General features: G+C 46.8%; 22 protein-coding genes. 7 read left to right on the top strand and 15 right to left on the bottom strand.

All coding sequences use genetic code 11. The annotated features are described in order from the left end of the window. The first annotated feature begins 175 nt into the window (after positions 1-175). Both H141_RS0100475 and kynU read left to right on the top strand, forming a co-directional pair. Positions 176-1,090, top strand: coding sequence for an alpha/beta hydrolase (locus tag H141_RS0100475; protein WP_019674277.1), 915 nt, complete (start codon positions 176-178; stop codon positions 1,088-1,090). Beyond that, positions 1,087-2,376: a kynureninase gene (gene kynU, locus H141_RS0100470; RefSeq protein ID WP_019674276.1), complete on the top strand. Its 1,290-nt coding sequence runs from the start codon at positions 1,087-1,089 to the stop codon at positions 2,374-2,376. The genes H141_RS0100475 and kynU overlap by 4 nt, the downstream gene beginning before the upstream one ends. On the opposite strand, the gene H141_RS0100465 is transcribed toward kynU, so the two are convergent. The 3 genes from H141_RS0100465 to H141_RS0100455 form a co-directional block, all read right to left on the bottom strand. Beyond that, positions 2,373-2,981: a DUF938 domain-containing protein gene (locus tag H141_RS0100465; RefSeq protein WP_205620316.1), complete on the bottom strand. Its 609-nt coding sequence runs from the start codon at positions 2,979-2,981 to the stop codon at positions 2,373-2,375. The genes kynU and H141_RS0100465 overlap by 4 nt on opposite strands. A gap of 35 nt (positions 2,982-3,016) precedes the next feature. After that, positions 3,017-4,138 (bottom strand): polyphosphate kinase 2, encoded by a 1,122-nt coding sequence (gene ppk2, locus H141_RS0100460; RefSeq protein ID WP_019674274.1) that lies wholly within the window; start codon positions 4,136-4,138, stop codon positions 3,017-3,019. A gap of 91 nt (positions 4,139-4,229) precedes the next feature. Beyond that, positions 4,230-4,952: an SGNH/GDSL hydrolase family protein gene (locus H141_RS0100455; RefSeq protein ID WP_019674273.1), complete on the bottom strand. Its 723-nt coding sequence runs from the start codon at positions 4,950-4,952 to the stop codon at positions 4,230-4,232. A 185-nt stretch (positions 4,953-5,137) separates the two neighbouring features. Here H141_RS0100455 and H141_RS19650 point away from each other — a divergent pair, with 185 nt between their 5' ends. Then, positions 5,138-5,860, top strand: coding sequence for an MFS transporter (locus H141_RS19650; RefSeq protein WP_240473076.1), 723 nt, complete (start codon positions 5,138-5,140; stop codon positions 5,858-5,860). 153 nt (positions 5,861-6,013) lie between these two features. Here the strand turns inward: H141_RS19650 and H141_RS0100445 are convergent, their stop codons facing one another. Both H141_RS0100445 and H141_RS0100440 read right to left on the bottom strand, forming a co-directional pair. After that, entirely contained in the window at positions 6,014-6,340 is a 327-nt protein-coding gene (locus H141_RS0100445; RefSeq protein WP_019674270.1) for a type II toxin-antitoxin system PemK/MazF family toxin, read from the bottom strand. Next, a complete protein-coding gene (locus tag H141_RS0100440) occupies positions 6,337-6,552 on the bottom strand; it encodes an antitoxin MazE family protein (protein WP_019674269.1) in 216 nt (71 codons plus the stop codon). The genes H141_RS0100445 and H141_RS0100440 overlap by 4 nt, the downstream gene beginning before the upstream one ends. 209 nt (positions 6,553-6,761) lie before the next feature. On the opposite strand from H141_RS0100440, the gene H141_RS19645 reads away from it, so the two are divergent. Next, positions 6,762-7,376: a CIA30 family protein gene (locus H141_RS19645; protein WP_019674268.1), complete on the top strand. Its 615-nt coding sequence runs from the start codon at positions 6,762-6,764 to the stop codon at positions 7,374-7,376. A gap of 16 nt (positions 7,377-7,392) precedes the next feature. Here H141_RS19645 and H141_RS0100430 read toward each other — a convergent pair whose 3' ends face one another. The 10 genes from H141_RS0100430 to gyrA all read right to left on the bottom strand — a co-directional run bounded on the left by H141_RS0100430 (position 7,393) and on the right by gyrA (position 19,401). Beyond that, on the bottom strand, positions 7,393-9,117 hold the full coding sequence (locus tag H141_RS0100430) for a potassium/proton antiporter (protein ID WP_026349127.1): 1,725 nt from the start codon (positions 9,115-9,117) through the stop codon (positions 7,393-7,395). A gap of 25 nt (positions 9,118-9,142) precedes the next feature. After that, a complete protein-coding gene (gene pyrF / locus H141_RS0100425; protein ID WP_026349126.1) occupies positions 9,143-9,853 on the bottom strand; it encodes an orotidine-5'-phosphate decarboxylase in 711 nt (236 codons plus the stop codon). Between the two features lie 27 nt (positions 9,854-9,880). Further along, the gene (locus H141_RS0100420) at positions 9,881-10,957 is read right to left on the bottom strand and encodes an N-acetylglucosaminyl transferase (RefSeq protein ID WP_240473069.1); all 1,077 of its coding nucleotides are present in this window, start codon (positions 10,955-10,957) and stop codon (positions 9,881-9,883) included. 59 nt (positions 10,958-11,016) lie between these two features. Then, complete coding sequence (locus H141_RS0100415; protein WP_019674264.1) at positions 11,017-11,259, bottom strand: LapA family protein; 243 nt, start codon at positions 11,257-11,259, stop codon at positions 11,017-11,019. A gap of 37 nt (positions 11,260-11,296) precedes the next feature. Next, positions 11,297-11,581, bottom strand: a complete 285-nt coding sequence (gene ihfB, locus H141_RS0100410) for an integration host factor subunit beta (RefSeq protein WP_019674263.1) — start codon at positions 11,579-11,581, stop codon at positions 11,297-11,299. Between the two features lie 62 nt (positions 11,582-11,643). Further along, positions 11,644-13,323: a 30S ribosomal protein S1 gene (gene rpsA / locus H141_RS0100405; protein WP_026349125.1), complete on the bottom strand. Its 1,680-nt coding sequence runs from the start codon at positions 13,321-13,323 to the stop codon at positions 11,644-11,646. Between the two features lie 107 nt (positions 13,324-13,430). Then, on the bottom strand, positions 13,431-14,123 hold the full coding sequence (cmk, locus tag H141_RS0100400) for a (d)CMP kinase (protein WP_019674261.1): 693 nt from the start codon (positions 14,121-14,123) through the stop codon (positions 13,431-13,433). Positions 14,124-14,273: 150 nt separating this feature from the next. After that, positions 14,274-15,554: a 3-phosphoshikimate 1-carboxyvinyltransferase gene (gene aroA, locus H141_RS0100395; protein WP_019674260.1), complete on the bottom strand. Its 1,281-nt coding sequence runs from the start codon at positions 15,552-15,554 to the stop codon at positions 14,274-14,276. Continuing rightward, a complete protein-coding gene (gene serC / locus H141_RS0100390) occupies positions 15,551-16,648 on the bottom strand; it encodes a 3-phosphoserine/phosphohydroxythreonine transaminase (RefSeq protein WP_019674259.1) in 1,098 nt (365 codons plus the stop codon). Before serC ends, aroA begins: the two co-directional genes overlap by 4 nt. A gap of 86 nt (positions 16,649-16,734) precedes the next feature. Further along, on the bottom strand, positions 16,735-19,401 hold the full coding sequence (gene gyrA / locus H141_RS0100385) for a DNA topoisomerase (ATP-hydrolyzing) subunit A (protein ID WP_019674258.1): 2,667 nt from the start codon (positions 19,399-19,401) through the stop codon (positions 16,735-16,737). 187 nt (positions 19,402-19,588) lie between these two features. Between gyrA and ubiG the strand changes: the two genes are divergently transcribed. The 3 genes from ubiG (at position 19,589) to nrdB (ending at position 24,145) form a co-directional block, all read left to right on the top strand. Beyond that, positions 19,589-20,299 (top strand): bifunctional 2-polyprenyl-6-hydroxyphenol methylase/3-demethylubiquinol 3-O-methyltransferase UbiG, encoded by a 711-nt coding sequence (ubiG, locus tag H141_RS0100380; protein WP_026349124.1) that lies wholly within the window; start codon positions 19,589-19,591, stop codon positions 20,297-20,299. Positions 20,300-20,656: 357 nt separating this feature from the next. Further along, complete coding sequence (gene nrdA, locus H141_RS0100375; RefSeq protein WP_019674256.1) at positions 20,657-22,942, top strand: class 1a ribonucleoside-diphosphate reductase subunit alpha; 2,286 nt, start codon at positions 20,657-20,659, stop codon at positions 22,940-22,942. 72 nt (positions 22,943-23,014) lie between these two features. Then, positions 23,015-24,145, top strand: coding sequence for a class Ia ribonucleoside-diphosphate reductase subunit beta (nrdB, locus tag H141_RS0100370; RefSeq protein ID WP_019674255.1), 1,131 nt, complete (start codon positions 23,015-23,017; stop codon positions 24,143-24,145).

Below are 24,145 nucleotides of genomic sequence, written 5' to 3'. Positions count from 1 at the left end.
GGCTGTCAATCATGGATTAAACGATATTGGCGTCTTCTGGCATTAACTCAAGCTATATCACGCGCTGCAAAAAAAGAATTTAGTACTAAGCCAGATTAAATTTGAATATGCTGATTGTGATTACACTAATACACTGGCTACACCACAGCAGTGAGCTTAGCGCCTGACTAACAGTATGATTAAAATAATAATAGCCTTTTTAACCGGGGCAACGGTGTTGCTTGCTGGTTGTGCCCGGCAACAACTAAACCCGGACATAACGCCAACACAGACTGCGCTGCCAACGCTTTCTAACGTCAGCTACGCCAGCCTGGTCAGCTTGCCATACACTGATAACAGCCTCAAGCTGCACTATGGCGTGGATGAACTGCAGTATGGCCGCTTATACTTGCCGCACGCAGCAGTTACACAAACCAATTCACAGACCAAAGCACCGCTTTTGGTTTTCATTCATGGCGGCTGCTGGTTAAATGCCTATGATATCAACCATAGCAGAGCGTTCAGTCAGGCCGTTGCTGCCCGGGGTTTTGCGGTATGGTCGTTAGAATACCGGCGCAGCGGTGATGAAGGCGGGGGCTGGCCGGGTAGCATGCATGATGTGTTACAGGGGCTTAGCTTTGTCAAAAATGGGCTTAGTGACTTTGCAGTAGATAACACCAACATGGTTATCGCCGGCCATTCTGCCGGCGGACAGCTGGCGCTGCTGGCAGGAAGCCATAGTTACCTGCAGCCGCAAGCAAACACCTTACCGATGGTTAAAGCTGTAGTAGGGTTGGCTGCTATTACCGATATGCTGGCCTATGCCAGCGGGGATAACAGCTGCCAACGCGCTACCAGCCAATTTATGGGAGGAAGCCCCAGTGAGCAACCGGTGCGTTATCAGCAGGCCAACCCACAACAGCAAACTCTGCACCCGGCAACTTTGCTTTTACATGGCAGCGACGATAGTATTGTGCCGTTAAGTCAGGCCAGCAGCAGTGGTTTACCATTTAAAACAATAGCCAACGCCGGCCATTTTGATTGGATCCATCCCCACACGCTGGCGTATAAGCAGTTTATTGAAACATTGCAGGAGCTTTTCGCACAGTGACTAACCCCCGGGAATTTTTTGAAGCAAACACCAGCCCATTAAACCTGCAGCTATTACAACTTTGGGATAGGCAGGATCCTCTGGCGGCTACAAGAGATGCTTTTGTGTTACCTGATAATACAGTTTATCTGGATGGTAACTCGCTTGGCGCCATGCCCAAAATAGCAGCAGAGCGGGCGCAACAGGTGTTAGCGCAGCAGTGGTCACAGGATTTAATTAAAAGCTGGAACCAGCATAACTGGATTGATTTACCCGGAAATGTCGGGGAAAAGATAGCCCGGTTGCTGGGTGCAGCCAGTGGCCAGGTCATTTGCTGCGATTCCACATCAGTCAATTTATTCAAAGTACTCAGCAGTGCCATGTTAATGCAGGCGGGCCGCAAGCTGGTATTATCTCAGGCTGGTAATTTTCCGACTGATCTTTACATGGTTGAGGGCCTGGCCAGTTTATTGGGTGAGCAAAGTTGCCGCTTAAAACTGGTTGAGGATAGCGAAAATAACGCATTATTAGAGCAGGCGCTAACTGAAGATATCGCTGTGTTGCTGCTAACCCAGGTCGATTTTCGCAGTGGCCGCTTACTGGATATGCAGCGGTTAACCCGTCTTGCACATGCCAAAGGTATTCTGGTGATCTGGGATTTAGCCCACAGTGCCGGTGCTCTGCCAATTGAGCTCGATGCCTGTCAGGTAGATTTTGCGGTAGGCTGTGGTTATAAGTACCTCAATGGCGGTCCGGGAGCACCGGCATTTTTGTATGCGGCAAAACGACATCATGCCAATCTGCAGCAACCTTTAACTGGTTGGATGGGCCATAGCTCACCCTTTAGTTTTGATAAGCACTACCAGAAAGCGCAAGGTATCACGCAATTTCTAACCGGCACTCCGCCAATTATATCGATGAGCGTATTAGATGCCGCACTGGACGTGTTTGCAGATGTCGATATCAACCAGCTTCGGGCAAAATCTCTGGCGCTTAGCAGCTGTTTTCAACAGCTGGTGCAACAACACAGTAGTTTAAAGCAACTGACGCTGTTGACACCAGAGCAGCCAGCAGAGCGGGGTAGTCAACTGGCCTATCGGCACCCTGATGCCTACGCTTTGTGTCAGGCACTGATTCAGCACGGGGTAATTGCTGATTTTCGGGCGCCGGATATTTTGCGGCTGGGATTTACACCACTTTATTTAAGGTATGTGGATATCTGGCAGGCAGTAACCACGTTGGCAGAGTTGATGCAAAGTGGTGAATACTTAAAACCAGCATACGCTGTGAGAAGTAAAGTTACTTAGCCCTGTAGATTTTGAGTAAACCAAAGAAAGCGATTATTGGCTGGCATTGGCTGATCCTGCTTTAAATGAAAACCCTGTTGGCGCGCCAGTTCAATAACCTTTTCACTATCCCGGATCCCCATTGCCGGGTCGCGGCTTTTTAAACTGGCATCAAATGCCTGGTTACTGGCGCTGCTGAACTGGCCGTTATAATTAAAGGGGCCATAAATACATAAGCTGGCCCGGGCTGCTGTCAGCTCATTTAAGCGACTAAAGAAATGCTGCACTACCGGCCAGGGCATAATGTGCAGGGTATTGGCGGTAAATAAACCGTCTGCAGCTATAGCGGGTGCGGGATCTGCGCAGATATCCAGCTGCAAAGGTACAGGTAAATTTGGTAACGCGGCACGGCGAATGCGTTCTGCCAATGCGGTCAGATAGACAGATTGATCAGATGCCTGCCAATTTAAATATGGTAAATGTTTAGCGAAATGCAGCGCATGCTGGCCAGTACCACTACCGACTTCCAGCACCTGGCTGCAGCCGGCAAAAGCCTGCTGCAGCACAGTTAGAATTGGCGCTTTATTATTTTCACAAGCTTGTGAAAACGGTAAGTCAGAATCCATGTTCATATCTATTTTAAAGTCTCTGTTACTTAGTGTTAGTTACCAACGGTGACGCCACCAATAATCAATGGGTCAAGCGTACCTAATCGCTTAAAATCTTTGTTGGCATAATGAAACTGCTGTAAAACATAGCGCATAGCATTTAAGCGGGCACGTTTCTTACAATCAGATTTAATCACTATCCAGGGCGCATGTTGGCTGTTGGTTTTGGCAAACATCGCGTCTTTTGCTTTGGTATAGTCATCCCAGCGGTCAAGCGAGGCCCGGTCAACCGGGCTTAATTTCCACTGTTTGAGTGGGTGCGATTCCCGCTCCAGAAAACGTCTTTTTTGCTCTTCCCGGCTAACCGAAAACCAAAACTTAATCAGATGGATCCCGGAGTCAGTGAGGCTTTTCTCAAAATCAGGCACCTGCTGCATAAAGTTACTGTACTGCTGATCAGTACAAAAATTCATTACCCGTTCCACGCCTGCGCGGTTATACCAGGAGCGGTCAAACAGGACGATTTCGCCGGCCGTAGGTAAATGCTGAACATAGCGCTGAAAATACCACTGCCCTTGTTCAGCATGCGTCGGTTTTTCCAAAGCTACCACTCGCGCACCACGAGGGTTAAGGTGTTCCATAAAACGTTTAATAGTGCCACCTTTGCCGGCTGCATCACGGCCTTCAAACAACACAATCAGGCGGGTACCGGTATCCTTGAGCCAGTGTTGCAGCTTTAATAACTCAACCTGTAAATCATACTTCTGCTTTTCATATGTTTTACGCTGTAAGCGGTTTTTATAAGGGTAGGGGCTGTTACTGTCATTGGCAAAGCGCTCAGTATCAAGCTCAATACTAGGCGTTGGCTGTTTATTCAGATGCTCAAGCCGTAAAGACTTGCTGAGCAACGCGATATCATCTGGTGATGCACCTTGTAAAATTGCTCTGAACTGTGCGCTAAAATCGGCAATAGTTTCAGCATCGGCGTCATCAACACTGCGACTAATAATATCATCCAGTACCACTTCTAATGACCGTTGCCCGGAAAGCATCCGTTGTTTAACTGTAGTTTGCGCAATTGCAGCAGGGGTGAGCTCTTTCAGAACGCCAGTATCAGCGAGGGATTGCTGTTTTTCAGATGTGATGGGCGGCTGCTTAGGTTCAGTTTTGGACATAGTAAGATCCTGTTTACCACGATAGGGCGCAAGGCCCTGTAATATTATAAGTATAGCAACGACTTACTGTTTGAAATAACGTTAAATTCAGCTAAGTTTTACTAACGATAGCTTCAGCTAATAGCTGTGCCCAGATGCCGCTACCTTTGACTGAGGGGTGAAAGCCATCTGCTGCCAGCAGATCGGCTGTTAAAGCAATCTCGCTATTAACTATCTGGGCTTTTGGCCAGTGCTGTAATTCGGCAGCCATGGCCTGGTTAAGCATACGGGCTTTTAAACCTAACCAAGAATTAAGGGGTGATGGTAAAGCCGTGAAGTGTTGCATGGGTGGTATAGGGCTAAATAACACAAAGGGATCGGTAAAATCAGTGGCCAGTCTGGTTAATAATGCTCTGATCTGCTGTTGAAACTCAGCCGTGCTGCGACGTGCAGTAACATCATTTACGCCAATCGATACTACAACAACATCTAGCCGGTAAACCGCATTACTATGGGCGTAAAGCTGGTGTAATAAGTTGTTTAAACCAATGCTATCAAGCCCGGTTTTCGCAGCAAGCTGCCAGTTTACCTGGTACTGCTTTGCCAGTAACTCAACTAATTGCCCCGCGAAAGCTTGTTGTTGCTGTTCAATACCCACACCAGCTGCGGCCGAATCACCACATATCAATAAGCGGAGCGATTCGCCGCTGCCCAGCATCCCACTGCGCCGTCCGGCAGCTTCAGGCAAGCGCAATGCTAATTTGCGTACCCGCTTACCTTGCCATAACAACAGCGGCCAGCAGAGCAGGGTTAAAAGTAGCCATTTTATGGTCATCAGTTCGGATTTAAGCCTTAACAGCCTGCTCCATCAAAGTATAGTAATCACCATATCATGTATTTTGATTTTAGGATAAATGACGTTTTATTTTAACTACAATCGATATTTATCCATGTACTTAAACTGTTTCGTGGGTATGATCGAAAACTAATCTTGTCATAAGGACTTTTCCTCTTTTGCCAGTGCCTGAAAATTCCAGTAAAAACGCTGCGGTCGCCAAATTCGCTTTAATTATTGTCTGTCTGGGCTCCATTATTGGGCCTCTGGGAATGGCTTCTGTAAATATTGCGATTCCTGATTTGGCAGCTGATTTACAGGCAAATGCCAAGATGGTCTCGTGGCTACCGACACTATTTATCTTGAGCAGTGTAATCTTCATGCTGCCTGCTGGAAAATTAGCCGACAACTATGGAAGAAAGCGCATTTATGCTTACGGCCTGGCCTTAAACGCCTTCTCTTCTTTTATGTGTGGACTTGGCTCCAGCATTGAGTGGATCTTGTTTTGGCGATTTGTTCAAGGAGCTGCGGCGTCGATGATATTTGGTACTGGTGTTGCAATCATTACATCAGTTACCCCTTCTAACAAAAGGGGGGCAGCTTTAGGGATCACTGCAGCATGTATTTATGTTGGATTGACCATTGCGCCAGCAGTTGGAGGCTGGCTTACGGAATTGTGGGGCTGGCGCTCGGTGTTTTTCTTTCAGGTACCGATCGTCCTTGCACTTCTACTGTTGATTAAAATGCGCCTGACCGGTGAATGGAAGAATGATGAGAAAACTAAATACGATTGGTGGGGAACTGGTATTTTTGCCTTGTTCTCTGCAACCTTAGTTTACGGTTTAAGCATATTACCCAACAATTTAGGATGGGGGATGCTAGGAGTATCGGCTATTAATCCAATTTAACATAATATACATTAGCGGCTATTTATAACTTAATTAAATAGGCCTTTAATCTTCAAAGCGCCAATCGTATTAACCTGGTTGTAGTACCAATCTCCAAGGAATTTCTGGAGGCCAGCTGCTTCTTTTCTCCGTTAGTTCTTATAAGCTGATTATTCATTTGGCTATACCCAAAAACACTGCTAAACATCGGTCGATTTCAAGCATCAGCTTGTGCTCTAAGTTACCAATATGCTGACCAGCTTTCTCACGAGGTATGGTTGTAGCTTTGTCTATCATGACCTGGGATTGCTTAACCAAGCCATTTTTTTTGCTTGGTTCCAGTGTTAATCGGATCAATGGAGCATCTACGATTTTTGATGTCACTGGCAAAATCGTGATGCTCGGGTGCTTATCGAAGTTGTTAGACTGTATAACTAATGCCGGTCGTGGCTTACCGTAATCTCCTTGCACTGTTACTGTGATTATCTCGCCACGCTTCATTCCCAGCCCTCAACGCTTTCTAATGCTTTTTCCATCAACTCCGTAAGCTGAACGTCTGCTCTGTCACTTTCGGCTATTGCAAGACTCTGTTTGCGGCACTCCGCTGCAAAACCTGCTCCCCGGGTATCAGGCACCCAGATTTGTATTGGACGCAACCCAGCTCTTCTCAGGCGGTCCCTGTGTTGCTGAACTCTTTCTGCTGTGTTAGGCATTTTGGTCTCCTATTTTGTTACATGAAACACTATAGCGCTAATTGTTTCATGTAACAAATGCTTTAATGGTTACGTAACTGATAATCTAAGCTAACAGCTATTTAAAGCTAAGCCATTCGAGGCTATTAAGTGCTTTGTTAGTTTGCTTTCGATCTATACCCTTAAACTCAGCGTATAAACCGCTAAATGCCCGGTTAGCGGAGTTTATTATGCGAGCTTATTTACGCTATGTTTTACTTACGTTATTTGGAATCGCTGCGATGAATGCTAAGTCAGAAACCATGAAGCAACCAGCAACTGATGTACTGCCAGGTTCTGTTACGCTGGAGTTTTACAATGCTGAGCATTTTACTACGGTGCAGCTTGTGCACGATACTGTTATGGGCGGAAGCTCAGCAGGCTCTGTTAGAGTGGTATCCGATCCGGTAGGCCTGCAGTTCTTTGGTAATTTATCATTAGCTAATAATGGTGGCTTTGCCTCGGCAGAGTTTAAACTTGCAGCAGCATTACCTGCGCGTACTTACCATAGTATTAAACTAAACGTTGCAGCGGATGGCAGACAATATCAGTTAAGATTGAAAACGCCATATATCCCGCAAGGTGTAGCTTATGTTGCTGATTTTAGCAGCGCTAAAGATAAACAGAGTTACTATTTTACCGCTGCTGATTTTAACGGTCGCTATCGTGGCCGGCTTGTTACGAACTTACCAGTACTAGATTTGGCTGATATCAGCCAAATCAGTGTCATGCTGGCAGATAAAAACAGCGGAGCTTTCAGTATTGTGTTGTACTCAATCAACTTATCAGCAACACAAACTATTTAACAGTGATTGATTATGCTCAGGGCTCAACTGCTTTAATACCAACCTGGGTAATCAGGCCATTTTCATCGAGTTCGCGTACCGTCAGAACTAATTGGTCGAGCCTTACCTGGTCACCAATAACCACCCGGCGATGAAACCGCTCGCTAATATAAGATGACAAACTTTGCTGCTTGTCCTGATCAGTCATGTTGATGGTATAAAACGCGTCTAAATCAGCCAGGCTCACTTCGCCATTCAGGACAAAGTCACCAAAGAAATTACTGTTACTTAAACCAGAACTGTCTGCTTCACTGGCCAGCACTTCACTGATCTTTTTCACGTCTTTAAGTTTTGCCAACACCATCACCGTATCACGGCTGTTAAATACCGGCTCTTTATCAGGCAGCTGCCATTCACCATCCCTGATAATGCCGAGAAATTGCACCGGCACGCTGAATTTTAAATCCTGCCAGCAAACACCACGGATTGGCGATTGCTCAGCGACATTAAAGGCCAGTATTTCCATCACATCTTTACTGGGAATAGCATCAAGTGGCATTGCCTGATCAGGCTCCAGTTCTCCCGGTACTTCCAACTTTAACCAACGGGCAACCGGTACCAGCGTCCAGCCTTGCAAAACCAGCGACACGATCACCACCACAAAAGCCACATCGAAATATAAATGTTGATTCGGCACGCCGGCTAACCATGGAAACAACGCCAGAATAATCGGCACTGCGCCACGTAAACCAACCCAGCTGATAAAGATCTGGTCTTTAATTGGAAAGCGGAATGGAATTAAACTGATCAATACTGCTAATGGCCTGGCGATAAAGATTAAAATGCCCGCCAGAATTAAAGCATCAAGCAAGTGCTCTTTTAAATTACTGGGGACAACTAACAGGCCTAACATCAGAAACATGCTGATCTGGCTGATCCAGGCCAAACCATCATGCATTCTCAGGATATGAATAATTTGCGGTAATCTGGCATTGCCCACCAGATAACCCATCAGGTATACCGCTAAAAAACCACTGCCACCAAAGCTGTTAGTAATGGCATAAATAAAGATGCTGCTGGCGACAGCCAACAAGGGGAAGAAGGCGAAACTTAATGGCAGCTTGCGGCATAAAAATACAAACACCCGCCCCGCCCCGTATCCCATGGCGCCGCCGACTACCGCCTGCTGAAAAAAGGATATTAATACTACCCAGTCCAGTTTAGTATCTTGCGCTAACACACTTACCAGGGTCAGCGTTAACATAACCGCCATCGGGTCATTACTACCCGATTCAATTTCCAGGGTCGAGGCTACCCGCTGTTTAATTCTAAGCCGTTGTGACTGAAATATTGAAAAAACTGCGGCAGCATCAGTAGAACTCAGAATAGCGCCAAGCAGCAGGCCTTCAACCAGCGATAAGTTAAGCAGATAAGCGGCTGATAGCCCCACTACTCCACAAGTGATCACCACTCCGAGCGTTGCCAGCATGGAAGCTGGCGCCAGTGCTACCCGGAAACGTTCCGGATGGGTGCGCATCCCACCGTCAAATAAAATAATAACTAAGGCGATAGAGCCTATCAGAAAGGCAGTTTGTGGATCATCAAACTGAATGCCGACGATACCATCTTCGCCAGCTATCATACCGATAATAAGGAATATCAGCAGCATTGGCGCCCCTAAGCGCGCCGATATCAGCGTGGCTATAATACTGACGAAAAATAATAAGCCGCCAATCAAAATAGAGAGGTTTATCGTATCCAAAAAAACCTCCTGTTGTGATTAAATACTAAGTTCTGGCGTTAATAACTTCGTTTACGACAGCTTGTAATGCCACTAATGGTGATGTGGCCTGGGTGATTGGCCGGCCAATTACCAGATAATCTACCCCGGCTTTAATTGCCGCCGCCGGTGTCATAATCCGCTTCTGATCATCAGCGCTGCTACTAGCAGGGCGGATCCCAGGAGTAACTAATTGAAAATTATTACCAAATTGTTGTTTTAATGCAACCGCTTCCTGCGCAGAGCATACTACACCGTCTAAGCCGCTCGCTGCGGCCAGAGCGGCAAGTTTTTGCACCTGCTGTGCCGGACTGAGGCTGATACCCATTTCCGTCAAATCGCTCTGCTCCATACTGGTCAGCACGGTTACGGCAATAAGTTTTGGTTTATTAATTCCATAGCGCTGTAATGCTTCTCTGGCAGCCGTCATCATCTTTGTACCGCCGCTGGCATGAACATTAACCATCCACACTCCAAGGTCTGCCGCAGCCTGCACCGCCTTTGCTACCGTGTTAGGGATATCATGAAATTTAAGATCGAGAAAAACTTCAAACTTGCGTTGCTGTAACTCGGCTACAAAAGCAGGGCCGAAATGAGTAAACATTTCCTTACCAACTTTTAAACGGCACAAAGTTGGATCGAGCTGAGCCACTAAATTAAGTGCTTCAGTCTGATTGGCATAATCAAGCGCGACCACAACGGGTGTTGTACAAGACATTAGTGTTCCTTCTATGCAGGTAAATAACTAGCGGCCGTCAATGCCGGTAATTGGCTCTACTGTCTCCCATTGCTGACAAGATGGACATAACCAGTATTGCTGACGGGTCTTAAAACCGCAATTGCGGCAACTGTATAGCACTTTATTTGCCAGATAAGCCTGTACCAGTTCTTCCACTGAAAACAAGGCTTCAGCCGCGGCGGTTGATTGATGCTGGCGTACTTGTAACAGTTTCTGGAATAAGCGGATACTAGGTTGCTGCTGCAGTTTATCCAGTAAAAATTGTTCAGCCGCTTTAGCTGAACCATGTTCAGCCAGCCAGTCTGCCAGCAAACTACTGGCCGTAACATTATGTTGTTTATTTGCCAACTGGCTAAGCAACTGATACCACTGATCACCACTGAACTCACACTGCTGTAACATCGGCAGTACTTCTGCACTCCACTGCGGTTTTTGCTTAATAATGCTAAGAAGCGGCTCTTTTGCCTGTGCTCCCTGCTCTGCTGCCAGATAAAATTTTGCTAATGCAAAGCGCGGCCGGATCGCCAGCGGATTACTATCAATTAACTGCCGCAGACGCAAAATATCAGGTTGATCCTGCATCGCTTCTACAGCCATATTTGCCAAGGCTATTTTCAGAGAACGTGACTGGCTGTTGCTTACTTCTGCTTCCAGCGCTAACGCTTTATGCCAATCGTGGCTGGCGGTGAAAATACTGAATAGTTGTTTTAATGCCGGCTCCCGCCAGCGTGTGGTGTTAACTAATGGCGTAGCCAGGCTCTCGGCTCTGTCATACAAACCGGCAGAAAAGTAATCTTTCGCCAGTTCATACTGAATTTGTTGGGCTTGTGGTTTTGCTAACTTTAATTGATAGAGTTTTTCATGGATACGAATTGCCTTGTCCCAATCACCCTTGCGCCGAAACAGATTTGCCAGGGCTAAATAGGTTTCGATTGTGGCCGCTTCAATATCCAATAATTCCAGTAACTGCTCAATAGCCTTGTCTTCTTGATCTGTCAGCAAAAAGTTAAGACCAGAGGAAAGATTACGGGTAACGCTGGCGCGGTCTTTCAATTCAGTATGTTTAACGCTATTTCTACCCATAAACCAGCCGTAAGCGGCAGCAACAGGTAGTAACAAAAATAGCAATTCCAACATAAAAGTCAGGTTTTCTCTGCGGTGGGTTTAAGCCAGTTTTTAGTGCGACGTGCCATACTTAGCCAGGCAGCAATTATTAGTCCTAACAGCACGCCGGTTATCAGAAAAATAATGGCAAGATCAACAACGCGTAACTGCAGTTTTACAACAAGAAAATGGACATCGGTTAGTTGCTGGTTAATTGCACCAAACACAAAACCTACTATCAGAAAAGCAATAATCAGTATCAGATACAGTAATCTGCTCAAAAGACTCTCCGTGTACTGCAATTGACCTGATTAGGGATCAGGTATTATCTTTTACCCGATCGCGTAATTCTTTACCTGGCTTAAAGTGAGGGACGTATTTACCGTCTAATTCTACTTTATCACCGGTTTTAGGATTGCGACCAATACGGGGAGCACGATAGTGCAGTGAGAAGCTGCCAAAACCGCGAATTTCAATACGTTCATTCGACGATAGTGACTGGGCCATCTGTTCCAGAATCTCTTTAACAGATGCTTCGACATCCTTGACTTGAATATGCGGGAAATCGGTTGCTAATTTTTCAATCAATTCAGACTTGGTCATAGACCCTCCTGCAAAACCCAAATAATAAAGCAAGGGGCAGATGCCCCCTGCTTTGCTAGCAATTAATCCTGCTTCTGAGCAGCTTTAAATGCTTCGGCCATAGCGTTACCACCGAAATCAGCTTCTTGCTGCTTGGTATTAACGGTATCCATAGCTTCTTTTTCTTCAGCTTCGAATTTCGCTTTGATTGACAGGCTGATTACGCGGTTCTTGCGATCAACACCCATTAAACGAGCTTCAACTTCTTCGCCTACTTTCAATACTGCAGAGGCATCTTCAATCCGCTCACGCGCGATATCAGAAACCCGGATGTAACCTTCTACAGCACCTTCTAACATCACAGTAGCGCCTTTTGCGTCAACGGCAGTAACTTCACCTTTAACGATAGCACCTTTTTTGTTGTCAGCAAGGTAACCATTGAACGGATCTTCATCCAGTTGTTTGATACCTAAAGAAATACGCTCGCGCTCTGGGTCAACTTGTAACACAACTGCGTGTACTTCGTCGCCTTTCTTGAACTCACGTACCGCTTCTTCACCAGTAGCGTTCCAGCTGATATCAGATAAGTGAACCAGGCCATCAATGCCGCCGTCTAAGCCGATGAAGATACCAAAGTCAGTGATTGACTTGATCTTACCGCTTACGCGATCATTTTTGTTAAAGCCTTTGGCAAACTCTTCCCATGGGTTAGCTTTACACTGTTTCAGGCCTAAAGAAATACGACGACGTTCTTCGTCAATTTCTAAAACCATAACTTCAACAGAGTCACCTAAGTTAACCACTTTAGATGGGTGAATGTTTTTGTTCGTCCAATCCATTTCTGAAACGTGAACCAGACCTTCCACGCCTTCTTCGATTTCCACGAAGCAGCCGTAGTCAGTTAAATTGGTTACGCGACCAGTGATGCGGGCACCTTCAGGGTAACGTGAGGCAATAGCGGCCCATGGATCTTCACCCATTTGCTTCAAGCCTAATGATACACGTTGCTTCTCGCGGTCAAATTTCAGTACTTTTACTGGAATTTCGTCGCCAACATTTACAATTTCGCTTGGGTGCTTAACGCGCTTCCATGCCATATCAGTGATATGCAGTAAGCCGTCTACGCCGCCTAAATCAACGAAAGCACCGTAGTCAGTCAGGTTCTTAACGATACCTTTAACTTCCATGCCTTCTTCTAAAGTTTCTAACAGCTGATCACGTTCCTGGCTGCTTTCTGACTCGATCACGGCACGACGTGAAACAACCACGTTGTTACGCTTTTGATCCAGTTTGATAACTTTGAATTCAAGTTCTTTGTTTTCCAGGTGTAAGGTGTCACGTACCGGACGCACATCTACTAATGAACCTGGCAGGAAGGCACGAATACCGTCGACTTCAACCGTAAAACCACCTTTAACTTTACCAGTGATAACACCGATAACAGTTTCTTTATCTTCGCAAGCTTTTTCCAGGCGAACCCAGGCCTCATGGCGCTTAGCTTTTTCACGAGATAATAAGGTCTCACCGAAACCATCTTCAATAGCATCTAACGCTACGTCGATGATGTCGCCAACGCTAACTTCGATTTCACCGCTCAGCGATTTGAACTGCTCAACAGGGATCGCAGCTTCTGATTTAAGACCGGCGTCAACCATAACAACGTCTTTCAGAATAGCAACAACGGTACCTTTAACAATGGCACCCGGGCGGGTTTCGATGGTCTTGAGGCTTTCCTCAAATAATAGTGCAAAATTTTCAGTCATAGTCACTTTTTCAGTTAAGTGCTCCACTTCGCATCATGCGTTATGGGGTTGCTAAGTTTACCAGCAACAATCCTTGTTACCGGCTGTCCAAAATGCTGTTTTGGTATTTATCCTGCAGTCAGTAGCGCCTTGCTATTGATGTAGTTAAGTACTTCTGCCAACACTTGTTCAATTGGTTTATTGGTCGAATCCAGCATATATGCGTCGGTTGCAGGCTTTAAAGGTGCTGCTGCCCGGTTCATATCACGCTCATCACGCGCCTGGATTTCGCGCAAAAGGTCGCCGATATTAACATCCAGGCCCTTTTGTTTCAACTCTAAATATCTACGGTTGGCGCGTTCTGCAGGGTCAGCTGTTAAAAATATTTTAACTTCTGCCTGCGGGAACACCACTGTGCCCATATCACGGCCATCCGCCACCAGACCTGGTGCTTCGGCAAAGGCTCGCTGCCTGCGTAACAGCGCTTCACGCACCCGTGGCAACGAGGCTATTTTTGATGCTTCGTCAGCAACTTCTTGGGTGCGAATAGTGTGCGAAACATTTTCGCCTTCCAGCGTTACCCTGGTATTACCCTGCTCGTCTGCACTGAACTGAACATCCAGGTGTGCAGCAAGTGGTTGTAATGCTTCTTCGTCATCAGCAGCAATCTGATGATGCATCGCAGCCAGTGCCAGCACCCGGTAGATAGCGCCACTGTCTAGTAATTGCCAGCCTAACTTCTGAGCCAGTAAACGGCTTAGCGTGCCTTTACCTGAGCCTCCCGGGCCATCAATGGTAATTACTGGGGCATGTTGCGGCATCCTACCTCCTAACGAGCATTAATTTGCTAATTCAAATTTTAAAACCGCCATATTATACAGGTTTTTGCGACAAAAGCTGTGTTTAGTTGCGATAAAGATGCTGGCTAAGGCGCAGCCAGAATGACTGCGCCTGTTTTCAGATTAGATAATTCAGCCTTGCAGGCTTTGAAACAGAGCAAAATAGCCGGGGAAGGTTTTGGCTGTGCAATCCGGATCTTCGATAGTCACCGGTGTATCACTTAGCGCCACCAGTGAAAAACACATTGCCATTCTATGATCATTATAGGTGGCGATACTGGCGTGCTTTAATTGCTCAGGCGGAGTGATTTTCAGGTAATCATAGCCTTCTTCCACCTCAGCCCCAACTTTTCTAAGCTCGGTTGCCATCGCAGCTAAACGGTCGGTCTCTTTAACCCGCCAGTTATATACGTTGCGGATTACGGTCGGCCCCCTGGCAAATAAGGCCGTTGTAGCAATGGTCATGGCGGCGTCAGGAATGGCGTTATAATCACGATCTATACCTGTCAGTGAATTACGCGTTACCATGATGTAGTCATCGCCCCATTCCACGTTGGCGCCCATTGCTTCCAGTGCATCGGCAAAATGAATATCGCCCTGCACCGCATGTTTGCCTATCCCCGTCACTTTAATGCTGCCACCTTTAATGGCCGCTGCTGCCAGGAAATAAGAAGCAGAGGATGCATCACCTTCGACTAACCAGTTGCCCGGGGACTGATATTGTTGACCACCGCAGATAACAAACCGCTGATAATCGATATTCTGTACTGCTACCCCAAAGCGTTGCATCAGCGCTAAAGTAATATCGATATAAGGTTTGGACACCAGCTCACCAATAATTTCGATGTCACTATCGCCTGCAAGTAGTGGCGCTACCATTAATATAGCGGTTAAAAACTGGCTGGAAATGCTGCCATCAATCTGAACCTTACCACCTTGTAACGCTTTACCCTTAATCTGGAGCGGTGGAAAGTTATCGTTGTCCAGATAACGAATATCAGCCTGCAGTTGCTTAAGGGCATCAACCAGATGGCCAATCGGCCGCTCGTACATCCGCGGCTCACCGGTCAGCGTGACATCAACCTGTGACGCCGCCAGCGCAGCGGTCAGTGGCCGCATGGCAGTGCCGGCATTACCAAGAAACAGGGTGATAGCTTGTGGCTGCTGAAACAAGCCACCAATCCCCTGTACTTCGCACTTAGTGCGACAGGCTGACAATTGATAACTTACCCCCAGTGCTGTCAACGCGTTAAGCATATGCCGCACATCATCGCTGTCCAGCAAGTTGGTGATATGAGTTGTTCCTTTCGCCAGCGCTGATAATAACAATACCCGGTTTGAAATGCTTTTTGAGCCCGGTAAATGCACTTCTCCGGCTATTTTTGTAATGGGCTCTAAGGTTAATGTCTTCATCCGTTTACCCGTTCAAATTCCTGCATAAAGCTAACCAACGTTTGCACGCCTTCAACTGGCATCGCATTGTAGATACTGGCCCGCATGCCACCGACCATCCTATGGCCTTTTAAGGCAAGCAAACCGTGTATCTGCGCCTGCTCAACGAACATATCGTTCAGGCGCTCGTCGGCCAGGAAAAATGGCACATTCATCCAGGAACGGTAATTTTTAGCAACGTCATTACTGTAAAAGTCGCTTTTATCAATATAATCATAAAGTAAGCTGGCTTTAATTTGGTTACGCGTTGCCATTTCGGTTACGCCACCCTGCTGTTTCAGCCACTTAAACACCAGGCCTGCCAGATACCAGGCAAAGGTTGGCGGGGTGTTAAACATGCTGTCATTTTCTGCTGCCAACCGGTAGTCCAGTACTGCCGGAATAGCAGCGTTTGCCACTGGCAGCAGATCTTCCCGCACGATTGCCAGGGTTAAACCTGAAGGGCCAATGTTTTTCTGGGCACCGGCATAAATCACCCCGTAGCGACTGACATCAATCGGGCGTGACAAAATGGTAGAAGATAAGTCCGCCACGATTGGCGCATCAGTTTGCGGCAGACCGGTAAATTCGATGCCATCAACGGTTTCATTCGGGCAACAATGGACAAAGGCTGCGTTGCTGTTGAGTTGCCACTGCTCAGGTGCGGTAATGCTCCGCAGGCCCTCTGCCGTTTTATGGCGAATATCCAGAACGTTCAGCTTACCGTATTTGTGTCCTTCCTCTACGGCTGCCTTCGACCAGGCACCGGAAATAACGTAATCAGCATTGGTTTTACCGGCATTAGCGTTTGCGTTAAACAGGTTAAGCGGCACCGCGGAGAACTGACCACGGCCACCACCGTGCATAAACAGCACTTTATAATTGGCTGGAATATTCAGTAAATCACGGAGGTCTTGCTCAGCTTCTGCCGCAACCTTAATAAACGGCTTACTACGGTGGCTGATTTCCATTACCGAACAACCCTGCTGCTGCCAGTTGATGAACTCTTGCTGCGCCTGTTGCATCACTGCTGTTGGTAACATGGCCGGGCCGGCACAAAAATTAAAGGTGGTCATTTATTACTACTCTCAACTATTTAAATTAGTCATTATTAAAAACAGGCTAAAAAAAACGAGCGCTACTGCGCCCGTTTTCGGATGAGTTATGACTGCTCAGTATCGTTATCCTGAGCCAGCTGGCTATCCTGCAGATCCGGGCCGGCGACATCAGCACTGTTGCTGCTATCTGTAGCGTCTGCCGCTACTGCTTCACCCTCTGCATCATGTGGCAGTTCTTGCTCCTGAATTTCATCGACTTTCGCCACCCCAACTACTTTCTCCTGTTCCTGAGTGCGGATCAGAATAACGCCCTGGGTGTTACGGCCAACTTCGGACACTTCTTTTACCCGGGTTCGTACCAGAGTGCCCCGGTTTGAAATCATCATGATTTCATCGGTTTCACTTACCTGTACCGCCCCGACTACCAGACCGTTGCGCTCTGATACTTTAATCGATACTACGCCCTGGGTCGCCCGGCTCTTCGCTGGGTACTCGGTTAACGCTGTCCGTTTACCATAACCGTTTTCAGTAACGGTCAGTACTGCGCCATCACCTTTCGGAATGATCAATGAAACGACGGAGCCGCCTTCACGTAAGCGGATACCGCGCACGCCGGTCGCGGTGCGTCCCATACCCCGAACCTGATCTTCGGTAAAGCGCACCACTTTACCGTCATCAGAGAACAGCATAATTTCATTGCTGCCATCAGTAATATCAACACCAATCAGATGATCGCCCTCATTCAGGTTCACGGCAATAATGCCGTTTGCCCGTGGCCGTGAGTAATCAGTAAGCGCAGTTTTCTTCACAGTACCGTTAGCGGTTGCCATGAAAACATATTTACCTTCTTCGTATTCACGAACCGGTAAAATAGCGTTAATCCGCTCGCCCTGCTCCAATGGCAGCAGGTTGACGATGGGCTTACCACGCGCAGTTCTGCTGGCCAGTGGCAACTGATAAACTTTCATCCAGTACAGCCGGCCGCGGTTAGAGAAACACAAGATGGTGTCATGGGTGCTGGCAACCAGCAGTTTATCGACAAAGTCTTCGTCTTTAACCGTGGTGGCTGCTTTACCTTTACCGCCGCGGCGCTGGGCTTCGTAATCAGACAATGGCTGATACTTGGCATAGCCAAGGTGTGACAGGGTTACTACCACATCTTCTTCGGTAATTAAGTCTTCCATATTGATATCCAGCATATTGTCCTGGATATCGGTGCGACGGGCATCGCCATACTGGGCTTTAGCCGCTTCCAATTCTTCGCAGATTACTTCCATCAAACGTTCCGGGCTAGCCAGAATATGCAGCAATTCGGCAATTAACTCTAACAGCTGTTTGTATTCATCCAGAATTTTTTCATGCTCTAAGCCGGTTAGCTTATGCAGACGTAAATCAAGAATGGCCTGAGCTTGCTGTTCAGTTAAGAAATACAGGTTGTCGCGAATACCAAAATGTTCTTCCAGCCACTCTGGCCGGGCAGCATTTTCACCAGCCCGCTCTAACATGGCACTGACATCACCTAACTGCCAGCCACGTTCAACCAGGCCAGCTTTCGCTTCAGCCGGGCTGTTTGAATTTTTGATTAGGTCAATAATTTCGTCAATGTTAGCCAGGGCAATCGCCAGGCCTTCCAGAATGTGGGCGCGATCCCGTGCTTTACGTAAGTCGTAAACAGTGCGGCGGGTTACCACTTCACGGCGGTGCAGGACAAAGCATTCCAGCATTTGCTTTAAGCTAAGCAATTTAGGCTGACCGTCGTCCAGTGCTACCATGTTAATACCAAACACTGTTTGCATCTGAGTGTTAGAGTACAACTGGTTTAGCATCACATCTGATGACTCACCACGTTTCAGCTCGATTACAATTCGCATGCCGTCTTTATCAGACTCATCGCGTAGGGCTGAAATACCTTCAATCCGTTTTTCTTTTACCAGCTCGGCAATTTTTTCAATTAAGCGGGCTTTATTAACCTGGTACGGTAATTCGTTGACGATAATGGTCTCGCGACCGGTTTTCTCATCAGTCTCGATACAGGTTTTGCTGCGGATATATACCTTGCCACGACCGGTACGATAAGCTTCTTCAATGCCTTTTCGACCATTAATAATGGCTGCAGTCGGGAAGTCCGGACCAGGAATAAATTGCATTAACTCATGCAGTTCGATATCCGGGTTAGCAATAAGAGCCAGACACCCATCGATAACTTCATTTAAGTTATGCGGCGGAATATTAGTGGCCATGCCCACGGCGATACCGGAGGAGCCGTTAATTAATAAGTTAGGGATCTTAGTAGGTAATACCGCCGGGATTTGCTCAGTACCATCATAGTTAGGCACAAAATCAACAGTTTCTTTATCCAGGTCAGCCAGTAACTCATGGGCAATCCGCGCCATTCTGACTTCGGTATAACGCATTGCTGCTGCAGAGTCGCCATCGATAGAGCCGAAGTTACCCTGACCATCAACCAGCATATAACGCAATGAAAAAGGTTGAGCCATCCGGACTATAGTGTCGTATACAGCACTGTCACCATGTGGGTGGTATTTACCGATAACGTCACCCACTACCCGGGCCGACTTTTTATAAGCCTTGTTCCAGTCGTTGCCGAGTTCCTTCATGGCAAACAGAACGCGACGGTGTACAGGCTTTAAGCCGTCCCTTACGTCAGGTAAAGCCCGGCCAACAATTACGCTCATGGCGTAATCGAGGTAGGAGTTTTTTAATTCCTCTTCGATATTAATCGGAACTATTTCTTTGGCCAGATCTGTCATAAAACGCTAATTTCCCTTAAATCAGATAGATAACTCGCTTTTTTCGATGTTATAGAGCGCGAGACAACGCAGGATTCTACCACATAAAATGGCAGTTGCCATGCCTGTTATGCATGCCAAAAACTGTCTGCTATTTGCTGAAACAGATCAAGGCTTTATAATGGCAAAAATTTTTAAGGCCAGAACCATGACACAAAATACAAATGTTGATCCAGCTGAAATTGCAAAATTTAATGATATTGCCTCGCGCTGGTGGGACGAAAGTGGCGAATTCAAACCATTGCACCTGTTAAACCCAACACGGTTAGGCTATATCAGCGATATCGCTGGCGGTGTATTTGGCAAAGCCATAGTCGATGTAGGTTGTGGCGGTGGTATTCTGGCCGAAAGCCTGGCGCGCAGCGGCGCGCAAGTGACGGGTATTGATATGGCTGACGATGCCCTGGCTGTTGCCAGATTACACGCACTTGAAACTGGGGTTAGCATCAGTTATCTACAAAGTACCGCCGAGGCTTTTGCTGCCAGTCAGGCGGCAGCATTTGATATTGTTACCTGTATGGAAATGCTGGAGCATGTGCCGGAACCTGCGTCTGTGATACAGGCGTGTACCGATTTAGCCAAACCCGGTGGCTTACTGTTTTTCTCTACCATTAATAAAACGGTTAAAGCGTATGCCATGGCGATAGTAGGTGCTGAATATATACTAAGGCTGGTGCCCAGAGGCACGCATCAGTTCAGCAAGTTTATCCGCCCGTCGCAATTAATGCGTGATATCGAGCAGGCGGGCCTGGAACTGGTTGATGCGACTGGCCTGCACTTTAACCCATTGAATAACAGTTTTAAAACCGGACCTGGTTTAGACGTCAACTATTTTGTGGTGGCGCGTAAACCAGAATAAAACCTGGCTAAGCTGATAAATAGCGTTGGTGGCTCCACTGACGCTTGTCAAATAGCCAGTTGCGCTTAAAAGCAGCTGCTTAGAACAAATAATTTTATAACCAAGAAAAAGCTTGCTTCATTTATGCTATTTCTGTGACAGGCGCTAACAGGTTAGTAGCTACTAACAGACCACAAATGCGGTTTTTTTTCCAGCAAATTGCGCCCTTGCAAAAGCATCCAATCCACACTATCTTGTGATCAGTTTTTAATTTACACCTATATGTTGTGCAAAACGCCAGCAAGCAGGTGCGTGTAATGGGCCGTGCGCTAACGGGCTGTCAGTTAATAATAACTATTGAAACGGAACTCTTCAGCGATGACGCAAAATCTCTTTGTCACCAAACGTGACGGACGCCGTGAACCTCTCGATTTAGATAAAATTCACCGGGTCATTACCTGGGCCGCCGAAGGCCTGCATAATGTGTCAGTATCTCAGGTTGAACTTAAGTCTCATATTCAGTTTTACGATGGGATTAAGTCGGCTGATATTCACGAAACTATCATTAAAGCCGCTGCCGACCTGATTTCAAAAGACAGCCCCGATTATCAGTACCTGGCTGCCAGGCTAGCTGTATTTCACTTGCGTAAAAAAGCTTATGGCCAGTTTGAGCCACCACATTTATATGATCATCTGGTCAAAATGGTGGAAGCCAGGCGTTACGATCAACATATTCTTGCCGACTATAGCCGGGAAGAGTTGGAAACCATAAATGGTTTTATCGATCATGGTCGTGATTTGAACTTTAGTTATGCTGCCGTTAAGCAGCTGGAAGGTAAGTATCTGGTGCAAAACCGGGTAAGCGGTGAAATTTACGAAAGCGCCCAGTTTTTATATATTCTGGTGGCGGCCTGTCTGTTTGCTAATTATCCGAAAAGCACCCGATTAGACTTTGTCCGCCGTTTTTACGATGCGACATCGATGTTCAAATTATCACTGCCGACACCTATTATGTCAGGCGTTCGCACCCCTACCCGTCAGTTTAGTTCCTGCGTATTAATTGAATGTGGCGACAGCCTGGATTCGATCAATGCCACGTCCAGCGCCATTGTTAAGTATGTGTCGCAGCGTGCCGGTATTGGGATTAATGCGGGTCGCATTCGCGCCCTGGGTAGCCCGATCCGCAATGGCGAAGCCTTCCATACCGGTTGTATTCCTTTCTATAAACATTTTCAGACGGCCGTTAAAAGCTGCTCACAAGGCGGCGTGCGCGGTGGTGCGGCAACCTTGTTCTTCCCATTGTGGCATTTAGAGGTTGAGTCACTGCTGGTACTGAAAAACAACCGCGGTGTGGAAGAGAACCGGGTACGCCATTTAGATTATGGTGTGCAGTTTAACCGGCTGATGTATACCCGGTTAATTAAGGATGACTACATTACCCTGTTTAGTCCATCAGATGTACCAGGCTTATATGATGCGTTTTTCCAGGATCAGGAACAGTTTGATAAGTTGTATGTAAAATATGAAGCAGACAGCAGCATCCGTAAAAAGCGCATTAAAGCGTTAGAACTGTTTACCCTGTTTATGCAGGAACGGGCCAGTACCGGCCGTATTTATCTGCAGAACGTTGACCACTGTAATACTCATAGCCCGTTTAATCCGAAACTGGCACCGGTTAGGCAAAGTAATCTGTGTCTGGAAATTGCCCTGCCAACTAAGCCACTGGAGCATGTTAACGATCCGAACGGTGAAATTGCGCTCTGTACCTTATCGGCCTTTAACTTAGGCGCGATAACCGAACTGAATGAACTGGAAGAGTTAGCCGAGCTGGCAGTGCGATCGCTGGACAGCCTGCTGGATTATCAGGATTACCCTATTCCGGCAGCTTACCATGCGTCAATCAGCCGTCGCACTCTGGGTGTTGGGGTAATTAACTACGCGTATTATCTGGCGAAAAACGGTGTTAAATATTCGGACGGCTCGGCTAACGGTTTAACCCACCGCACTTTTGAGGCGATTCAGTATTATCTGTTAAAAGCGTCCAACAAGCTGGCGCAGGAGCAAGGCCCCTGCCCTAAATTTAATGAAACCACCTATGCCGAAGGTATCTTACCTATCGACAGCTACAAAAAAGATTTAGACAAAGTGTGTGCCGAGCCGCTGCAGTTAAACTGGGAGCAATTGCGCAAAGATATTCTGCAATTTGGCCTGCGTAACTCGACGTTATCTGCGCTGATGCCATCAGAAACCTCGTCGCAAATATCTAATGCAACCAACGGCATTGAACCGCCGCGCGGTCATATCAGTGTTAAAGCCAGTAAAGACGGGATTTTAAAGCAAGTGGTGCCTGAATATGAGCGCTTAAAGCACCAGTACGAACTGCTGTGGGATATCCCGTCAAATGATGGCTACCTGAGCCTGGTGGCGATTATGCAGAAGTTTGTCGACCAGACCATTTCGGCCAATACCAATTATGATCCGAATAAATTCGATGGTGGCCGGGTACCGATGAAGCTGTTATTAAAAGACCTGCTTACCGCATATAAGCTGGGGGTAAAAACCATGTACTACCATAACACCCGTGATGGTGCAGCAGATATGCAGGAAGATATTAAACCTGAGCAGGAAGACGACGGCTGTGCCGGCGGGGCCTGCAAAATTTAACACGGAAAAAGTCATCGCTCCGCTACAACGGAGCGTAGTAACGACAGGTTTTTAATCAGGATATTTACAGCAATGGCGTATACCACTTTTAATCGCGAAATTAACAATCAACTGAAAGAGCCGATGTTCTTTGGTAATGCTGTCAATGTGTCACGTTATGATCAGCAAAAGTACCCTATTTTTGAAAAGCTGATTGAAAAACAACTGAGCTTCTTCTGGCGGCCTGAAGAAATTGACGTTAGTAAAGATCGGATAGATTTCCAGAATCTGCCAGATCATGAAAAACATATTTTTCTTAGCAATCTGAAATATCAGACCTTGCTTGACTCGGTGCAGGGCCGCTCGCCCAACGTGGCATTTTTGCCAATAGTCTCGATTCCTGAATTGGAAACCTGGATTGAAACCTGGGCATTCAGCGAAACTATCCATAGCCGTAGTTACACCCATATTGTCCGCAATATAACCTCCGAGCCGCATAAAGTGTTTGACGACATTATGCTAAATGAAAAGATTCTGGAGCGCGCCGATGATGTTACCCGTTACTACGATAGCCTGATTGACGGCATTAACCTGTATCAGCGCTGTGGTGAAGGCGATCATCAGATCAATGACCAGACACAAAGTATTACCCTGCGCGAGCTGAAAAAACGTTTATACCTGTGCATGCTGTCAGTCAATGTGCTGGAAGCCATTCGGTTTTACGTTAGTTTCGCCTGTAGTTTTGCTTTTGCTGAACGAGAACTGATGGAAGGCAACGCTAAAATTATTAAGCTGATTGCCCGAGATGAAGCACTGCATCTTACCGGTACCCAGCATATTCTAAATATTATGGCGGCTGGCGAAGATGACCCGGAACTGGCTGAAATAGCCAAAGAATGCGAAGAGCAAGCCTACGCTATTTTCCTGAAGGCTGCAGAGCAGGAAAAAGACTGGGCTCAGTATCTGTTTAAAGACGGTTCGATGATTGGCCTGAATAAAGATATCTTATGTCAGTATGTTGAATACATCACCAATAGCCGGATGCAAGCCGTCGGCTTAAAAGCCCGTTTCAGCACTACTCAGAACCCTATCCCCTGGATTAACGCCTGGCTGGTGTCTGACAATGTGCAGGTAGCGCCGCAGGAGTCTGAAATCAGCTCGTATCTGGTTGGCCAGATAGATAACGAAGTTGATGGTGCTGAGTTTGGCGATTTCGATCTCTAA

The sequence above is a fragment of the Arsukibacterium perlucidum DSM 18276 genome, from assembly GCF_000382165.1.
In the GTDB taxonomy this organism is placed as follows: Bacteria; Pseudomonadota; Gammaproteobacteria; order Enterobacterales; family Alteromonadaceae; genus Alishewanella; species Alishewanella perlucidum.
Note: the sequence above shows the minus strand (reverse complement) of the source record. Positions and strands in the feature narration are given on the sequence as shown.